This is a genomic window from Streptomyces cyaneofuscatus (assembly GCF_042718795.1).
Taxonomy (GTDB): Bacteria; Actinomycetota; Actinomycetes; order Streptomycetales; family Streptomycetaceae; genus Streptomyces; species Streptomyces cyaneofuscatus_A.
The window spans coordinates 48,378-64,866 of sequence record NZ_JBHXOX010000023.1 but is presented as its reverse complement, the minus strand read 5'-3'; the positions used below and the strand labels follow the sequence as shown (position 1 = coordinate 64,866).

General features: G+C 72.6%; 20 protein-coding genes. 14 read left to right on the top strand and 6 right to left on the bottom strand.

Annotation, left to right across the window (positions count from 1 at the left end; all coding sequences use genetic code 11):
• Positions 1-52 precede the first annotated feature (52 nt).
• From ACFWRT_RS25350 to ACFWRT_RS25340, 3 genes are all read left to right on the top strand, one after another.
• Entirely contained in the window at positions 53-655 is a 603-nt protein-coding gene (locus tag ACFWRT_RS25350) for a DJ-1/PfpI family protein (RefSeq protein ID WP_380952041.1), read from the top strand.
• Positions 648-1,151, top strand: a complete 504-nt coding sequence (locus tag ACFWRT_RS25345; RefSeq protein ID WP_380952040.1) for a MarR family winged helix-turn-helix transcriptional regulator — start codon at positions 648-650, stop codon at positions 1,149-1,151. The genes ACFWRT_RS25350 and ACFWRT_RS25345 overlap by 8 nt, the downstream gene beginning before the upstream one ends.
• Positions 1,152-1,506: 355 nt before the next feature.
• Positions 1,507-3,255, top strand: coding sequence for a serine/threonine-protein kinase (locus ACFWRT_RS25340; protein ID WP_380952039.1), 1,749 nt, complete (start codon positions 1,507-1,509; stop codon positions 3,253-3,255).
• Here the strand turns inward: ACFWRT_RS25340 and ACFWRT_RS25335 are convergent.
• The 3 genes from ACFWRT_RS25335 to ACFWRT_RS25325 form a co-directional block, all read right to left on the bottom strand.
• Positions 3,237-4,490, bottom strand: a complete 1,254-nt coding sequence (locus tag ACFWRT_RS25335) for an MFS transporter (protein WP_380952038.1) — start codon at positions 4,488-4,490, stop codon at positions 3,237-3,239. The two genes, ACFWRT_RS25340 and ACFWRT_RS25335, sit on opposite strands and share 19 nt — an antisense overlap.
• A 98-nt stretch (positions 4,491-4,588) precedes the next feature.
• Positions 4,589-4,939 (bottom strand): hypothetical protein, encoded by a 351-nt coding sequence (locus ACFWRT_RS25330; protein WP_380952037.1) that lies wholly within the window; start codon positions 4,937-4,939, stop codon positions 4,589-4,591.
• A 48-nt stretch (positions 4,940-4,987) separates the two neighbouring features.
• Positions 4,988-5,827 carry a DJ-1/PfpI family protein gene (locus tag ACFWRT_RS25325; protein ID WP_380952036.1) on the bottom strand — a complete coding sequence of 280 codons (840 nt, stop codon included), beginning with the start codon at positions 5,825-5,827 and terminating at the stop codon, positions 4,988-4,990.
• A gap of 218 nt (positions 5,828-6,045) precedes the next feature.
• On the opposite strand from ACFWRT_RS25325, the gene ACFWRT_RS25320 reads away from it, so the two are divergent.
• The 3 genes from ACFWRT_RS25320 (at position 6,046) to ACFWRT_RS25310 (ending at position 8,075) form a co-directional block, all read left to right on the top strand.
• Positions 6,046-6,984, top strand: a complete 939-nt coding sequence (locus ACFWRT_RS25320; RefSeq protein ID WP_380952035.1) for a GlxA family transcriptional regulator — start codon at positions 6,046-6,048, stop codon at positions 6,982-6,984.
• A gap of 148 nt (positions 6,985-7,132) precedes the next feature.
• Positions 7,133-7,675: a TetR/AcrR family transcriptional regulator gene (locus tag ACFWRT_RS25315; RefSeq protein ID WP_380952034.1), complete on the top strand. Its 543-nt coding sequence runs from the start codon at positions 7,133-7,135 to the stop codon at positions 7,673-7,675.
• A gap of 70 nt (positions 7,676-7,745) precedes the next feature.
• Positions 7,746-8,075, top strand: a complete 330-nt coding sequence (locus tag ACFWRT_RS25310) for a hypothetical protein (protein ID WP_381121355.1) — start codon at positions 7,746-7,748, stop codon at positions 8,073-8,075.
• Between the two features lie 30 nt (positions 8,076-8,105).
• On the opposite strand, the gene ACFWRT_RS25305 is transcribed toward ACFWRT_RS25310, so the two are convergent.
• Complete coding sequence (locus tag ACFWRT_RS25305) at positions 8,106-8,378, bottom strand: hypothetical protein (RefSeq protein WP_380952032.1); 273 nt, start codon at positions 8,376-8,378, stop codon at positions 8,106-8,108.
• A 133-nt stretch (positions 8,379-8,511) separates the two neighbouring features.
• Here ACFWRT_RS25305 and ACFWRT_RS25300 point away from each other — a divergent pair, with 133 nt between their 5' ends.
• Complete coding sequence (locus tag ACFWRT_RS25300) at positions 8,512-9,147, top strand: GNAT family N-acetyltransferase (RefSeq protein ID WP_380952031.1); 636 nt, start codon at positions 8,512-8,514, stop codon at positions 9,145-9,147.
• On the opposite strand, the gene ACFWRT_RS25295 is transcribed toward ACFWRT_RS25300, so the two are convergent.
• Complete coding sequence (locus tag ACFWRT_RS25295; protein ID WP_380952030.1) at positions 9,104-9,526, bottom strand: hypothetical protein; 423 nt, start codon at positions 9,524-9,526, stop codon at positions 9,104-9,106. The two genes, ACFWRT_RS25300 and ACFWRT_RS25295, sit on opposite strands and share 44 nt — an antisense overlap.
• A 156-nt stretch (positions 9,527-9,682) precedes the next feature.
• Here ACFWRT_RS25295 and ACFWRT_RS25290 point away from each other — a divergent pair, with 156 nt between their 5' ends.
• From ACFWRT_RS25290 to ACFWRT_RS25260, 7 genes are all read left to right on the top strand, one after another.
• Positions 9,683-10,519 carry a DUF5753 domain-containing protein gene (locus tag ACFWRT_RS25290; RefSeq protein WP_380952029.1) on the top strand — a complete coding sequence of 279 codons (837 nt, stop codon included), beginning with the start codon at positions 9,683-9,685 and terminating at the stop codon, positions 10,517-10,519.
• Positions 10,516-10,752 carry a DUF397 domain-containing protein gene (locus tag ACFWRT_RS25285; RefSeq protein ID WP_380952028.1) on the top strand — a complete coding sequence of 79 codons (237 nt, stop codon included), beginning with the start codon at positions 10,516-10,518 and terminating at the stop codon, positions 10,750-10,752. Before ACFWRT_RS25290 ends, ACFWRT_RS25285 begins: the two co-directional genes overlap by 4 nt.
• A gap of 78 nt (positions 10,753-10,830) precedes the next feature.
• A complete protein-coding gene (locus tag ACFWRT_RS25280; protein WP_380952027.1) occupies positions 10,831-12,261 on the top strand; it encodes an FG-GAP-like repeat-containing protein in 1,431 nt (476 codons plus the stop codon).
• Between the two features lie 55 nt (positions 12,262-12,316).
• Positions 12,317-12,730 (top strand): thiol-disulfide oxidoreductase DCC family protein, encoded by a 414-nt coding sequence (locus tag ACFWRT_RS25275; RefSeq protein WP_380952026.1) that lies wholly within the window; start codon positions 12,317-12,319, stop codon positions 12,728-12,730.
• Positions 12,731-12,998: 268 nt separating this feature from the next.
• Positions 12,999-14,825, top strand: coding sequence for a GAF domain-containing SpoIIE family protein phosphatase (locus ACFWRT_RS25270; protein ID WP_380952025.1), 1,827 nt, complete (start codon positions 12,999-13,001; stop codon positions 14,823-14,825).
• Positions 14,826-15,021: 196 nt separating this feature from the next.
• Positions 15,022-15,297 carry a hypothetical protein gene (locus ACFWRT_RS25265; protein ID WP_380952024.1) on the top strand — a complete coding sequence of 92 codons (276 nt, stop codon included), beginning with the start codon at positions 15,022-15,024 and terminating at the stop codon, positions 15,295-15,297.
• A 109-nt stretch (positions 15,298-15,406) separates the two neighbouring features.
• A complete protein-coding gene (locus tag ACFWRT_RS25260) occupies positions 15,407-15,754 on the top strand; it encodes an STAS domain-containing protein (protein WP_380952023.1) in 348 nt (115 codons plus the stop codon).
• 175 nt (positions 15,755-15,929) lie between these two features.
• On the opposite strand, the gene ACFWRT_RS25255 is transcribed toward ACFWRT_RS25260, so the two are convergent.
• Positions 15,930-16,472 (bottom strand): GNAT family N-acetyltransferase, encoded by a 543-nt coding sequence (locus tag ACFWRT_RS25255; RefSeq protein WP_380952022.1) that lies wholly within the window; start codon positions 16,470-16,472, stop codon positions 15,930-15,932.
• Positions 16,473-16,489 lie beyond the last annotated feature (17 nt).

The window sequence follows — 16,489 nt, the reverse complement described above, 5'->3', positions numbered from 1 at the left end:
ACAGCATGTTGTCGTTATGACAGCCTTCTGTCATCTACTTCGGGAGGCTGCCATGAACGGCACCAGCGCTGTGGTTCATCTCGCCGTGTACGACACGCTCGCCGACTGGGAGACCGGGTACACGACCGCGTTCCTCGCGCAGAACGGCTACACCGTGCGGACGGTGGGGCCGGAGCGGGAGTCCGTCACCACGATGGGCGGGCTGCGCATCCAGCCCGATCTGGCGCTGGCCGAGCTGCGGCCCGAGGACAGCGCGCTGCTCGTCCTCCCCGGGGCCGGGCTCTGGGACGCGGGCGACGACCTGGCCCCGTTCGCCCGTACGGCGCGCTCCTTCCTCGACGCGGAGGTGCCGGTCGCGGCGATCTGCGGGGCGACGGCCGGGCTGGCCCGCGAGGGGCTCCTCGACGACCGGGCGCACACGAGCGCGGTCTCGTTCTACCTGGCGGCGACGGGGTACGGCGGTGGCGCGCGGTACGTGGACGCCGACGCGGTGACGGACCGCGGGCTGGTCACGGCGGGGCCGACGGAGCCGGTGGCGCTGGCGCGGGAGGTGTTCGGACTGCTCGGGGTGTACGGGGAGGAGAAGCTCGGGGCCTGGTACCGGCTGTTCCACGACTCGGACCCGAGCGCGTACGAGGTGCTGGAGGGTGAGTGAGCGCGTGCAGGAGGACCCTTCCCAGCAGGAGTTGCTGAGCCGGGCGGCGCTGACGGTGTTCCGGCTGAACGGCCAGTTCCTGGGCGTGGCGGAGGAGTTGGCCAAGCCGGCCGGGCTGACGGCGGCGTGGTGGCAGGTGCTGGGGGCGGTGCTGCCGGAGCCGTTGCCGGTGGCGGGGATCGCGCGGGCGATGGGGATCACCCGGCAGAGCGTGCAGCGGATCGCGGACCTGCTGGTGGGGCGGGGGCTCGCGGAGTACGTCGAGAACCCGGCCCACCGCCGGGCGAAGCTGCTCCGCCCGACGGCTGCGGGCCGGGAGGCGGTGTCCCGGATCACCCCGTCCCACGCGGAGTTCGCCGCGCGGCTGGCGGCGGAGCTGGGGGCGGAGGGGTTCGCGGAGGCGGTGGGGGTGCTGGAGCGGTTGGCGGGGGCGATGGAGTCGGCGACGGACGCCGCCCCTTCCAGCCCGTCCGGTTCCAGCCCGTCCGGCGCTTGAGGACGGAACCCTCGGGGTGGGGAGCCCGCCACTCCAGCGCGCCGGGCGCCCACTCAAGCCCGTCCGCCGCTTGAGGACGGAACCCTCGCCCTGGTGGGGGCGCACCTGAATACCCGCTCCCCCGGAGCACCGCCCAAGCCCGCGCACCGAACCCCCGCTCCCCGGTTCCGTCCTCAAACGCCGGACGGGCTAGGGGCGCACGCCGGACGGGCGGCGTAGGTGCGCGCCGGACGGGCTGAACGGGCGCGGGCGGAACCAGGGGCGCGGCAGGCGTGTCGTAGACGGCGGGGGCGGGGCGGCGGCGCCCCGAGCCGCCGGGGCTATCCTCGTGCGGGCCGCACGGGAGGAACCGCACATGGACAAGCTCGGCCCCGACGACCCGCACCGCATAGGCGCGTACCGCCTCCTCGCCCGCCTGGGAGAAGGCGGCATGGGCCAGGTCTTCCTCGCCCGCTCCGACAGAGGCCGCACCGTCGCCCTCAAGCTCGTCCGCCGCGAACTCGCCGAGCAGCCCGAGTTCCGCGCCCGTTTCCGCCAGGAAGTCCGCGCCGCACACCAGGTCGGCGGCGCCTGGACCGCCCCGGTCCTGGACTCCGACACCGAGGCCCCGGTCCCCTGGGTCGCCACCGGCTACGTCGCCGGCCCCTCCCTCCACCGCATCGTCTCCGGCCGCCCCGGCGCCCCCCTCACCGACGCGGGCGCGTACGGCCCCCTGCCGACCCGCTCCGTCCAGCTCCTCGGCTCCGGCCTCGCCCACGCCCTCCAGCACATCCACCGCGCCGGGCTCATCCACCGCGACCTGAAGCCCTCCAACGTGCTGCTCACCATCGACGGCCCCCGGGTCATCGACTTCGGCATCGCCCGCGCCCTGGAGTCCCTGGCCGACGGCGACCTGACCCGCACGGGCGCGATGATCGGCTCACCCGGGTTCATGGCCCCGGAGCAGGTGCGCGGCGAGCGCGTGACGACGGCGTGCGACGTGTTCTGCCTGGGCTCCGTGCTCGCGTACGCGGCGACCGGCCGGCTCCCCTTCGGCGCGGCCGAGAGCGGCGGGGTGCACGCCCTGATGTTCCGTATCGCCCAGGAGGAACCGGACCTGGCCGGCGTCCCGGCGGAGCTGTCCGGGATCGTCCGGGACTGCCTGGCCAAGGACCCGGCCGCCCGCCCGGCCACCGACGAGATCCTGGCCCGGCTGGGCGAGGCGCAGGCGGACGAGCCGTGGCTCCCCGCCACCCTCATCGCCCAACTGGGCCGCCATGCTGTGGGGTTGCTCGACGCGGAGGACCCGGAGGCGCCGGCGGTCCCGGAGGCGCGGGCGGACCCGGGCGCACCGGCGGACCCGCAGCACCCGCACACGCCCCCCGCAGCCGTCCACGCGCCACCCACGCAGGCGGCGACTCCCCCGCCGACCCCGACGCCACCCCCGTACACCCACCAGCCTCATCCCCAGCCGTACAGCCGCCCCCACCCCCAGAGCCATCACCTCGCCCCCGCCCCCACCCACGGCCCGACGTACAACACCCCCCTCCCACCGGCCTACTTCACGCCCGCCCCGGCTCCCACCCCCACCCCCGCGCGCCGGTCCGCCGGGGCGACGGTCGCGCTCGTCGCCGTCGCGATCGTCGTGGCGATAGGCGCGGGCGGATCCGTGTACGCGTTCATGAACAACAAGGGCGGCGACACCCCCACCCCCGGCCCGTCCTCCTCCGCCTCCGCCTCCGGCGACACGGCGGGCACCGACGACGACGGCGTCCCGGACGACTACCTCGGCACCTGGACCGCCTCCCTCCCCGGCGACCGGGGCGCGTCCACCCGGAAACTGACCATCCGCCAGGGCGACGTCGGCGACCAGGTCCTCTCCCTCACCGCCGAAGGCCCCCTGGCGCTGGGCGCCACGTACCACTGCGAGTTCACCGCGCCCCTGGCCGCCCCGCCCGGCGACGGCGAACCCGTCCGCATCGGCCCCTCCACCGTCTCCGTGGGCCGCCCGGCCGCCTCCTGCTCCCCCGGCAAGGCCACCGAGCTGACCCTTCTCCCGGACGGCACCCTGCGCCGGACGACGACCGCGTCCGGCGAGAGCCTGATCTACACCAAGTCGGAGTGAGACGCGGGCACTTCCTCCATCGGGGAGGCCGCGGGCCTCGGCAGCGCCCCGGTGATCAGCGCCGCGCCGGCCAGCAGCACCAGCACCACGATCATCGCCGACCGCAGCCCCACATGGTCGGCCAGGAAGCCGAGCGAGGGCGGGCCGACCAGGAACGCCGCGTACCCGGCCGTCGAGACCGCCGCGACCCGCGCCGAAGCGTCCCGCGCCCCCGCCCCCTCGCCCGCCGCCGAGACCGTGACCGGGAACCCCAACGAGGCGCCGAGCCCCCACAGCACGACCGCCGCCCCGGCGAGCAGCGCACTGGAGGAGAACACCACCAGCGCCACCCCCGCCGCCGCCACCACCGCGCTCGCCCGCACCACGGCCGCAGGCCCGTACCGCACCAGCAGCGGCCCGCCCGTGAACCGGCCCGTCGTCATCGCGACGGCGAACAGCAGGAACGTCAGCGAACCGGCCGTCGCGCTCGTCCCGTGGCCGTCCACCATCAGCAGCGGCAGCCAGTCGTTGGCGGAGCCCTCCGCGAACGCCATGGCCAGCACGATCAGCCCGATCAGCACCAGCCGCCGGTCCCGCCAGACCTCCACCTGCGCCCGCCACCCACCGGACGCGGCCCGCTCCCCGTCACCGGAGTCCGCCGCCTCCCGGCCCGTGCCCGGCGGAACCGCCCGTACGGTCCACACCGCGGCCGACGCCACCGCGACGGCCACCGCCGCCAGGTGCCAGCCGACCGGGAACCGCACCGCCGTCAGCCCCATCCCCAACAGCGCGCCGACCACCGTCCCGAGGCTGAAGCAGCCGTGCAGCACCGGCAGGACCGGGCGGCCCACGGTCCGCTCCACGGCCGCGCCCTCGATGTTGAACGCCACCTCCGCGAGCCCCATCCCGGCCCCGAACAGCGCCAGCCCGCCGAAGACCCCGCCGGACACCTCCAGCGCCGCGCCCCCGGCGACGCCCAGCAGCCCCGCCACGATCAGCCCGGCGCCGAGCGCGATCACCGGCCGCCCGCCGTGCCTGCGCACGAGCCCGCCGGAGACCAGCACACCGGCCATCGAGCCGATCGAGAGCCCGAAGAGGACGAGCCCCATCGCGCCGGTGGACACGTCCAGCGCGTCCCGTACGCCGGGCGTCCTGGCCACCCAGGACGCCATGCTCACGCCGATGGCGAGCATGAAGAGGAAGAGCGCGGCGCGCCAGCGGCGGGTGCGGGCGTCGACGGTCGGTGTGACCTTCATGGGAGCGGTTCCTCGGTGAAGGGAGGGAGGTGGAGCGTACGATCGTACGCCTGAAGCGTACGTTCGTACACACTCCACCTCGCCTCGCTATCCGGCGCTCACGACCGGCGCTCGGAAGCCGCCTCCGCCGGTCCGTCGGTACGCCTTCGGCCGCTGACCCGGGAGGCCGGGAGGCGTCCGGCCTTGGAGGTGCCCGCGAGGGTGTCGCCGGTGACGGTGACGTCGAAGGCCAGGTTCAGCCGCATCGGCCGGGTGACCGCCTGCTTCCAGGTGAGCCGGTCGCCGCCGGTGAGGAGGAGGCCGTCGAGCGGGACCTCCTCGCCGGCACCCCGGGCCGTACCGGTCAACGAGCCGTCTTCGTCACGGAGTTCGATGACGGCGGAGATCTTGCCGATGGGCGTGGCGATGGAGAGGTCCCAGATTCCTGCGACGGTTCCGGTGCTGTTCATGCTGGTTCTTCTTCCTTCGGTACGGGAACGGGAGGCGGGTTCGGACGTTCAGAGCGCGGCCGGTACCGGGCCCTGGTCGCGCCAGACCGTGCCCCGCCGCTCGTGGGCGAACAGCTCCTCGACGGCGTGGGCGATACGAGGACCGGCCTCGCGTTCCAGGAGGTAGAGGCCGAGGTCGAGCCCGGAGGTGACCCCGGCCCCGGTGACGAGGTCGCCGTCGTCGACGACCCGGGCACGGACCGCGTGGGCGCCGGTGGCGTCGAGCAGGTCGAGGCCGAGGTGGTGGGTGGTGGCGTGGCGCCCCTCCAGCAGCCCGGCCAGGGCCAGGACCAGCGAGCCGCCGCAGACCGTCGCGACCGTCACGGCGGGGTTCTCCATGGCGGACCGGAGGAGGGCGGGGAGGCCGGTGGTGAGGGTGCGGCCGAGGAGGACGGGGATGGGCTGGTCGGTGGAGTGTGCGGGGTCGGTGAGGTGAGCGGGGTCGGTGAGGTGAGCGGGGTCGGTGGGGCGGACGGGGTCGGTGAGGTGAGCGGGCTGGGTGAGGTGTGCGGGCTCAGCGAGGCCCTCCTCCGCCCCGCCGACCCCGTCCGCCCCACCAGCCTCCTCCGCACCGCCGACCTCCTCCGCCCCGCTGCCCTCCTCCGGTTCGCTCACCCGGCCCGACGCCCCCGGCACCAGCACCAGGTCCGCGCGCTCCGGGTCGAGGGTCGCCGTGGCGCGCAGGGTCAGGCCGCCGGTGCCGCTGACCACCTCGCGGGGGCCCTCGGCGGAGACCAGTTCCACGGTCACCGAGCCGCCGGAGGCGGTGCCTCCGGCGTACAGGACCTCGAAGGGAGCGATGACGTCGAGGGGGTCGAAGCCGTCGAACAGGACGATCTGGGCATGCATGGCGGGTTCCTCCGGAGGCGGCGGTCCCGGTCGCGGCCGGGCACGGCACCGACGCTAGGCGGCCACCGGGCGACTCCCCAGTGGCAGGAGTGCCACCTTTCAACGGAATATCGCCAAGACCGGTCAGATCACTGTTCTGACTGCTCACAGCCCTGATGCAGGCCTCCCACCGGCCTCCCCCGGCCCATGGAAGCAGCCCGGCACGGTATCTTCCCGCCATGCACACCGTCGCCGTCCTCGCGCTGGACCAGGTGATCCCCTTCGACCTGTCCACGCCGATCGAGGTCTTCACCCGCACCCGTCTGCCGGACGGCCGGCCCGGCTACCAGATCCGTGTCTGCGCCGAGCGGCCGGAGGTCGACGCGGGAGCCTTCACGCTGCGGGCGCCCTGGGGGCTGGACGGCCTCACCGGCGCCGACACGATCATCGTGCCCGGCACCGCCACGCCCACCGCCCCGCTGTCGGCGGCCGTTCGCGACGCACTCAGGACCGCCGCAGGGGCGGGCACGCGCATCGCGTCCATCTGCACGGGCACGTTCCCGCTGGCCGCCACCGGCCTCCTGGACGGCCTCCGTGCCACCACCCACTGGCTGGCGGCCGACCTGCTGGCCGCGAGCCACCCGGACATCGAGGTGGACCCGGACGTCCTGTACGTCGACAACGGCCGGATCCTCACCTCCGCCGGGGCCGCCGCCGGGCTGGACCTGTGCCTGCACCTGATCCGCCGCGACTACGGCTCGGCCGTCGCCGCCGACGCGGCCCGGCTGTCGGTGATGCCGCTGGAACGGGAGGGCGGTCAGGCGCAGTTCATCGTCCACGACTACGCTCCCGCCCCACAGGGCCACGCCTTGGAGCCGCTCCTGGCCTGGCTCCAGGAGAACCTGGCCGCCGAGCTGACCTTGGCCGACATGGCGGCGCGCGCCGGGATGAGCACGCGGACGCTGATGCGCCGCTTCCGCGAGCAGACCGGCACGACCCCGCTCCAGTGGCTGCACCGTGCCCGCATCCGCCAGGCCCAGCACCTGCTGGAGACCACGGACCACTCCGTCGAACGAGTCGGCGCCCAGGTCGGCTTCGGCTCCCCCACCGCCTTCCGCGACCGCTTCCGCAGAACCACCGGCGTCACCCCCCGGACCTACCGCCGCACCTTCGCCTGACCGGCCACCACCGAGCCTCCGCCCCACCCCGAGGCGAGGGGTCGGCGGCGAGCGGCGAAACTGCCCGCTCGCCGCGGACATCGCTCGCTCTATGCTGCGAGAGGCCAAGGGAGGCCGGAAAAGACCAGGCCGAACGAGGAGGCGCCAGGTGGCGACAGGGCGCACCGATCCCGAGCGGCGGGACCGCATCATCGACGCGGCTCTCGATCTCATCGCTGACGAGGGTGTCGCGGGTATGTCGCATCGCAAGGTGGCCGCCCGTGCCGGAGTGCCGCTCGGCTCGATGACGTACCACTTCGCGAGCATGGACGAGCTGCTCCACGAGGCGTTCACGCGGTTCTCCGGCACGATCGTCGCCGTCTTCGAGCAGCGTCTCGGCGCCGCCGGCACTCCCGACGAGGCGCGCGAGGCCGTCGCCGATCTCGTCCACCACCTCTCCGGCGGCAACCAACGCGAGCTGGTCCTGACCCACGAGCTCTACACACTCGCCGCCCGCAAGCCCGCCTACCGCGAGCTCACCCGCACCTGGATGAGCCGCAGCCGACGCGCCCTGGAATGGCACTTCGACCCCGCCACCGCCCGCCAGTTGGACGCGCTCATCGAGGGGCTCTCCATCCACCGCGCCCTGGAGACCGAGCCGCACGACCGCGCGCTGACGGTCGAGGCGATCGCCCGGATCACCACGCCATGACGGAAGTAGCCGGCGTGTCGGAACACCGCCTGCCGGCCGCGATGGCCGACGGGGGCTGTGGCACCCCGACGTGCTCTCCACGCTGCGCGTCCCGTTGCCCGACGTGCAGATCGACACCCGACCCGCCGGAGCCGATGACAAGGAGGCGACCGCCTGGCTCAGCGACGGGCACTCGTCCTGGGCCGTCCTCCAGCAGACCGGCACCGACGCCGTGCACGTACGCCGTGGCGGAGAACGGAACCTGGCCGACGAAGCCGACCGGGCCTGGACCGTCTGGGAGGAGCGCGGGGCACCCGGCATGTACGACTTCGGGCTGCACCTCACGCCCGGCACGCACCACGTCTTCACCGGGGACGACCCCGACGGCCCCCGCTGGCAACCACTCGCCCATGCCCTTTAGCGCCCGCGCCGCACACATCAGGCGGGCCGGTCACCGAGCGTCGCCTCTGAGGAGGTCGTCGAGTTCGTCGGCGCAGTCCGTGCGGTCACGGGAGAACACCAGGATTGAACCTTCTCCCTTGCTGTTGCTCTTGGCTACGTGCATCCGGCCTTCGATCTCCGCGATGTAGTCGCGGCACTCGGCCTTGATGTGTCTCTCGGGCCGCGCTTCCGGTGGCGATGCGGCGGACTCAAGCCAGGCGGTCGCGGTCAGGCCGGCCGCGCAGAGTCCCGCCCAGGTCAACACCCAGGCGCGGCGGCTCATCCGTCGTGGATTCGGCATTCAGGCACCTTACGAGCCCGGCGGCGGCCACGCCCAGAGGGCCAGCGCCACCCCCAACCGCCCTCGTCCGAAACGCAGTTGCGAGAGCGCTCCCCCAGCTCCAAGGATCGGCGCCATGACCACCCACGCCACCCTCCGCCCGTACCGCCCCGACGACCGCGACGCCCTCTTCGACATCTGCGTACGCACCGGCCACGAAGGCGGCGACTCCCGCCACCTCTACGAGGACCCCGACCTCCTGCCGAACATCTTCGCCGCGCCCTACGTCGTCCTCGAACCGGACCTCGCCTTCGTCGTGGAGGACGGCGGCCGAGCGGTCGGCTACATCGTCGGTACGGCGGACACCGCGTCCTTCGTCGCCCGCTACCGCGCCGAGTGGCTCCCGGGCCTGGCGGACCGCTACCCCGCCCCCGTACAGCCGCACTCCCCGTGCACCCCCGCCGAGAGGATGACCGGCCTCCTGCACGACCCGGAGCGGATGGTGCTGCCGGAGCTGGACGCCTATCCGGCCCACCTCCACATCGACCTGCTGCCCAGCCACCAGCGGTACGGGTACGGGCGCCGGCTCATGGAGACCTTCCTCGGCGCCCTCCACCGCCAGGGCGTGCCGGCCGTCCACCTCTCCATGCTCACCAGCAACACCGCCGCCCGCGCCTTCTACGACCGCGTCGGCTTCCACGAGATCGCCGTCCCCGATCCGGCGCCCGTCACCTATCTCGGCCGGAGTACAGCAGCGACTCCACCGCGCTGACCAGGATCAGCGTGTGGACGAACCGGTCCGGGGCCGTCGGCGGGTACCGCCACGACAGCGGCCACGTCCGGCCCTCCAGCGCCGGGACGGGTACGTAACTCACCCGGTTCCTCGTCGCGTTCAGGATCGTTACCTCGCGCGGCCAGCACCGGTACGCCGTCGAACCCGGCGGTACGAAGAAGTAGACGCCGCACCTGCCGTTCGCCTCGGTCACCACCGGGCCGGGTTCGCCGCCGACCAACTCCTCCATCAGGTCGGCCAGCCGCCGCCCCGCCTCGCCGTCCACGCGGACCGCGTCGAATTGCACGCCCGCCTTGCGGAGTTGGAATCCCGAGTCCGGGACCCAGCCGACATTGCGTTCACCATTCAGTGCATTCACAGGGCGATTGTGACGCCGATCACCTAGCGTTCTCTACGACTGGCGAGGGGCGTCGCACACCCGTTGACCTGCACGAACTTCGCTGTTGGGCAGTTGATTTCAGCCACATCGCGTAGTGACCGGTTGAGTTCGGTTGAGTCGAAAAGAGATCACCTCATGGCAAGTGCGGAGAACAAGGATTCAGCCAGCCCGGCGGCGAAGCTGGTGGCCAAAGTGACGCGCATGCTGCGCGTCCAGCGGGACTGGTCGCAGGACCGGCTGGGGGACGAGCTCGGCTACTCGGCGGCAGCCGTCAGCGCGATGGAGACGTGCGCACAGCCTGCCAGTGACGCGATGCTGGTGGCGCTGAAGCGGGTGCTGAGCGAGGGCAGCGAGGTCTTCGAGACCGCACGGCGGTACATGCGGATGGAGCGGCTTCCCGAGCAGTTCCAGGATTACGCCCTGCTGGAGGACGCCGCGATCAGCCTCCAGTTGTTCGTCACCAACGTCATCCACGGGCTCTTCCAGACGGAGGCCTACGCGCGGGCGCTCATCGGTGGCGGACACCCGCCCCTCTCCGACGAGCGCGTGGAGGAGCTGGTTCAGCTGCGGATGGCGCGCAAAGCCCTCTTCGACCGCGATCCGCTCCCGATGATCGAGATCATCATCGACGAGGCCGTGCTGCGTCGCGTGATTGGCAGCGAGGAGATTATGCGGGAGCAGCTCCTTCATCTTGTGGAGTGTGCACAGCGGCGTAATGTCACGCTGCTGGTGCTGCCGCTGGACGCCGGGAAGTATGGGGAGTACGCCGGTGCTCGTGGCGCGATGAACCTGGTGGAGACCCCGGAGCATGAGCACCTTGTCTATCTGGAGCCGCAGGACGAGAGTCTGCTGATCAGTGACCCGGCAAAGGTCAGCATCTACGCGCAGCGCTATGCGAAGATCCGGTCACAGGCCCTGGGTCCTCGTGAATCGCTGGACCTCATCATGCGGTTGGCAGGAGTGAAGGAATGAGCAGCACGCTTCGATGGTTCAAGTCGAGCTACAGCAGCGACAGCGGCGGCGACTGCATCGAGGTCGCCTTCGACTGGCGCACCTCCTCCTACAGCAGTGAGAGCGGCGGCGAGTGCGTCGAGGTCGCCGCCTGCCCCCACGCCGTCCACATCCGTGACTCCAAGTTCCAGGACGGGCCCGCCTTCGCCGTCGCCCCCGACGCCTGGTCCACGTTCGTCACCTGGGCGGACTGACCCCGCTCGGCGAACCCGTGACCGGGCATGGCTGAATACCCCCACCGACACGTTCAACTCAGGGGTGGGGGGCACCACATGATCACCAGACGTACTCGTACGCGTACCGCCACGCTCGCCGCGCTCGCGGCCATGACCGTCGCCGCAGCCACGCTGTCCGCCGCCGGAACCGCCGTCGCCGCGCCGCTTCCCGTACCGCAGGACATCAACGGGGACGGGTACCGGGACGTCGTCCTGCCCGCGCCCCGGGCCACCGTAAAGGGGCGGTGGGCGGCCGGGGCCCTCGTCGTGCTCTACGGGTCGGCCAAGGGGGTCTCCGCCGCCAAGCGGGCTGTGATCACCCAGGAGTCGCCGGGGGTGCCGGGGGCGGCCGAGGAAGGTGACGCGTTCGGGGGATCGAGCGCGATCGCGGACCTGGACAAGGACGGATACGCGGATGTCGTGGTCGGGACTCCGTACGAGGATGTGGGGACGACCAAGGAGGCCGGTTCGGTCGTGGTCCTGTGGGGCAGCAAGAAGGGCCTGGCCTCCGGGGCCGCGCTGCCGACCCGGGTCGAGAAGAACGGCTTCGCGGGGCGGGACGTGGCCGCCTGGTCCGGGCCGGACGGGGCGCAGGTCCTCATCGTGAACAACAGCACCACCACCCGCCTGACCGGGCCCTTCACGCGGGCCGGGAAGCCGAAGTGGTCGTACCTGCACGACGAGACGGGCTGGATGCGCTCCGCCTCGTACGGCGATCTGAACGGGGACAAGGCGGCCGACCGGGTCCTGGTCACCGGGCGGATGGGCGGGCGGAGCGGCGGCAACGTCTTCGTGAACTCCGCGATGGAGAACGGCTTCTTCGACCGCCGGATGACCGGCGGGGACGGGCTCACCTCGGCCGTCGGGGACGTGAACGGCGACGGGTACGGGGACGTGGTCGTCGGGGATCCGGACGACCCGACCTCCGAGGGTCGTTACGGCCATCTCGGCGGGGCCGTGCACGTCTGGTTCGGGTCGGCGAACGGGGTGGCGTACGACAAGGCGCCGATGACCGTGCACCAGGACACGGCGGGCGTGCCGGGGGCCGGTGAGGAGTACGACGCCTTCGGGACCTCCGTGGCGGTCGCCGACCTGGACCGGGACGGGAAGGCCGAGATCATCGTCGGTGTTCCGGGCGAGGCCATCGGGACGAAGGCGCGTGCGGGCACCGTCGTCGTGGTGCCCGGGCGGGCAACGGGGGCGCTGGGGGCGGGCTCGTACGCGTTCTCGCAGGACACGGCGGGTGTGCCGGGCGCGGTCGAGGCGGAGGACTGGTTCGGCTCGACGGTGAGTGCCGGAGATCTGAACCGCGACGGGCGGCCGGAACTCGTGGTCGGGTCCGCGTGGGAGAACGACCGGGGCGGGGTGTGGGTGGTCCCGGGCGGCGCGTCCAAGCCGGTGTTCGGATCGTCGGTCACCTTCGGGCACACCGCACTGGGGCTGCCCGGAGACATCGGGTTGCTGCTGGGCGGCGACCTCCAGACGTGAGCTGAGCCGTCCTGCGGTCCAGCATCCGGCGCGCCGTGGGATGCAGGATGGGCTCATGCCCACACACCCCGTGCCCGTACCCGCACCCGTCCTCGTCTACGACGGCGACTGCGCCTTCTGCACGACCTCGGTGAACGTCCTGACCCGGTGGGTGCGGCCGCGCTGCACCGTCACGCCGTGGCAGTTCGCCGACCTGGACGCGCTCGGCACCACCCAGGAGCGGGCCGAGCACGAGGTGCTGTGGGTCTCGCCGCTCGGAGCGGTGTACGGGGGCGCGCAGGCCGTCGCCAAGCTCCTGCTGAGCGCGGGCGGGGGCTGGGCGTGGCTGGGCGGCCTGCTCACCCTGCCGCCGGTGCGGTGGATCGCCCACGGGGCCTACCGGCTCATCGCCGCCAACCGCACCCGCCTCCCCGGCGGCTCACCGGCCTGCGCGCTGCCGGCGGACCGCAGGCCGGGCGCGCAGGCCTAGGGCACATCGTCCGGATCACGCACCCGTCGCCTGTTGATGCCGGCGTACGTGGGTCGGTGGAGCGTGGTGCTGCCGTGGGTCTGCGGGGCCGGGCGAGCGGGGCCCGGCCCGGCGGGGTGAGCTAGTGTTGCCTCGCGTCAAATGTCTTGACGCTCTTGAGTGGTGCGGGAGAACGCCGGTGACGGGGTCTGGCAACGGCAGGCCGGCGTCTGCTGGACAACAGGGCTCTGCTGGACACCAGGGCCCGGACTCCGCACCGCTGAGTGACGTGGGTCGGCTCGATGCGCTGCGGGATACGGGACTGACGGCGGCGCCGGACGCGGGGATGGAGCGGTTCGCCCGTCTCGTCGGTGCTGTGGTGGGTGTTCCGGTGGCCTTGGTGTCGCTGGTGGAGCCCTCGCGGCAGGTGTTTCCCGGGATGCTGGGGCTCGCGGAGCCGTGGGCGGGCAAGCGCGAGACCCCGCTGACGCACTCCCTGTGTCAGCACGTCGTGGCCGAGGGCCGCCCCCTCGTGCTGACCGACGCCCGCGAGGATGCCCGGACGTGCGACAGCCTGGCCATCCCCGACCTGGGCGTGGTCGGCTACGCGGGCATGCCGCTGACCGACACCGACGGCCACGTACTGGGGTCCCTGTGCGCGATCGACACCCGGCCTCGGGAGTGGACCGGCTCAGAGCTGGGGCTGCTGGAGGACCTGGCGGCGGCGTGCAGTGCGGAGCTGCGGCTGCGGATCGTCTCCCGCCAGCGCGAGGCCGCGCGGGGGGAGGCCGCGACGAGCGCCCGCAGGTACCGGACGGCGCTGGAGCGCTCGCAACTGCTGCTGCGCGCTGCCGACGCCCTGGCCGACACCACCGGCCTGGCCGAGGTCAGCGAGACCGTGCGGCACCTGGTGACCGGCGATCTGAAGCCCGTCTACGTGGGTCTGGTGCTGGTCGAGGGCGTGCGCCAGAACCGTCTGCGCCGGCTGGTCGACGCCAAGGGCAGCGCGCCGATGGAGCGCGAGTACGAGAGGTACGGTCTGGATTCCGGTTGGCCGACCGCCAGGGCGGCACGGGAGAACCGCACGATCACCGTGGGCAGTGAGGCGGAGCTGGTCCGGGACTACTCTCCCGAAGCGGTGGCCGCGTTCAACAGCCTGGGACTGCACAGCGCGGTCTGCATCCCGCTGCCGGGCACGGTGATCCCGCTGGGCACGCTGGTGCTGGGCTGGGACGACGCGCACGAGATCGACATCGTGGAGCAGGCACTCCTGGCGGCGCTGGCCGGATACACCGCCCGCGCGGTCGAGCGCGCGCTGTTCGTGGACAGCCGGGTCACCGTGGCACGACAGATGCAGGAGGCGATGCTCACCGAGCTGCCCGTGGTCCCGGGCATCGAACTGGGTGCCCTGTACCGGGCCGCCGCCTCGACCAACCTGGTCGGCGGAGACTGGTACGACGCCTACCGGCTGCCCACCGCCTCCCAGGGCGGGGAGGACTCCCGCGAAGCGGACGAGCTGGCGGTGTCCATCGGGGACATCACCGGCCACGACATGCACGCCGCCACGCTGATGGGGCAGGTGCGCAGCATGCTCCGCCAGGCCGACCTCGACCACCCCGGAGGCGGACCCGCCCGCGCGGTCACCGCCGTCGAACACGCCAACACCCGCCTGGGCATCGGCGCCAGCGGCACCCTCGTCCACGCCCACCTCCGCCCCTGCTCGGCACCGGATGACGCGAGCTGGGAACTGCGCTGGACCAACGCCGGCCATCCTCCCCCGCTGGTCATCTCCCCCGGTGTCCCGGTCCGCCAACTGGATGAGCACGGGATGCTCTTCTTCCCCGGGCTGGCCGCCTTCGCGCGGGAGGAGTACCGGCACCTGCTGCCGCCGGGCAGCGTGGTGCTGTTCTACACCGACGGTCTGGTGCAACGCACCGGGACGAGCATGGACGAGGCCATGGACCTGGCCGGCCGGTGCCTCGCCGACCACCTCGGACAGCCGCTGTCCGAGGTGCTGGAGACGATCGCCGACCGGGTCGCCGGGGACGGCTCGGGAGACGACATCGCGCTGCTCGCGCTCCGCATCCCGCACTCCCGTGTCCTCCCCGGGCCGTAGGCTCTCGGGCGCTCCTTCCGCGCACGGGTGGCGGTCCCGCCCGCCCTGCACGCGGCCGGCGATCCCGCCCCTCGTGGGAGCGTAGGGTGAGGGCTCTCGTCGCCGCGGCGGGATTCAGCCGCTCCTGGCTCAGGCCCTCCCCGTGATCACGGGATCGTGGACCGTGATGGTGGCACACGCCGACGAAAGGTCCCCCGTGACCTCCCCCGCCACCCCCCGGTGGCACCCGCGTACCCACGCCATCCATCAACAGATTCAGACGCTCTGCGCCGAACTGGCCGCCCTCCCGACCGAGGAACGGCTGACCGCGCTGGCCCACCTCGAACACGCGGTGCAGACCGTAGTGATCCAAGCGGTCCGGGAAGCCGCCGTCGATGCCCGCACCGAGGGATGGCCGCTACGCCGGATCGGCCTGCACCTGAACCGTTCACACGAGCAGATCCGCCTCCTCACCATGCCCGAGGTGCCGTGAATCCCACGTAGGGGGCAGCAGAGGAACCCCCAAGGCGCCGACCACCGCACGGCTCCACCGCGATCCGTCGGCCCTGTGCCGGGCTGCCGGTCCTGGCATCCTGTCGTGGATGAGGGACTTCGTCAGCAGCGTGGTCGGCCGACTGGAGATCGCGCACCATCGGGTACGCGGGGCGTACGTGCTGGTCCTGCGCGGCGCCACCGACATCGCCTGCGATTCGGAGCTGGAGGACGCGTTCATCCACGCCATGGTCGGGGGTCTCCCGCTGATCGTGGATCTGTCGGAACTCAGCTCCGGCGACGAGGAACTCCTCGGTCACCTGATCAACGCCCAGCGAGCCACGGAGTTCGCTCTCGTCGGCCCGGTCACTCCCGGCTTCCAGCGCCGCCTCGAAACCACCGGCACCACCGCCCTGTTCACCGTCCACCCCGACCTCACCACCGCCCTCGGTCTCTGAGCCCGTTCCGTCCCGGCGCGCCGTGCGGTCGTCGACTCGAACGTGCCGCCGGCCGACGCGCGAGGGGCGTGGATACCGCCGGTGTCACCGTACGGTCACCTCGTCGAGGAGGAAGGCAGCCGGATCACCGGGCGGTGATCGACGCCATCGCCTGGAAGCTCCGGACCGGATCGCCCTAGGAGGGGCTCTGCTTCCAGTCCTCCACGAGGAGGCCGAGCAGCACCTCGTCCAGGAACTCACCCAGCACCCAGGCCGAGGAGCGCAGGACCCCTTCGCGGACGAAGCCGTTGCGTTCGGCGGAGCGCTGCATCGCCGTGTTGTCCGCGAGCGTCTCGATCTGGAGCCGGTGCAGGCTGCGTACGACGAACGCGTAGTGGCACAGGGTCGCGACGACGTCCGTTCCGTACCCCTTGCCCCGGGCGGCGGGCAGCAGCGCGAGGCCGAGGTGGGCCGACCGGTTGTGGGTGTCGATGCCCCACACCGACGCGATGCCGATGATCGTGTTGCCCTCCAGCTCCACCACCGAGAAGGCGATGCGGTCCTCCTTCTCCTCGGCGTCCACCGCCAGGGGCGAGTCCTTCGCGTCTGGTGACAGCGGCCGCCAGGGCACGCCCGAGGCCCGGGCGGCGTTGACCACGTCGTTGTAGAGCTCGGTCCGCAGGACCGGTATGTCGTCCTCGTGCCGGGCCCGGAGCCCGATCTTTCCGCCTGTGAGCATGCGAGCTTCCTATCCGA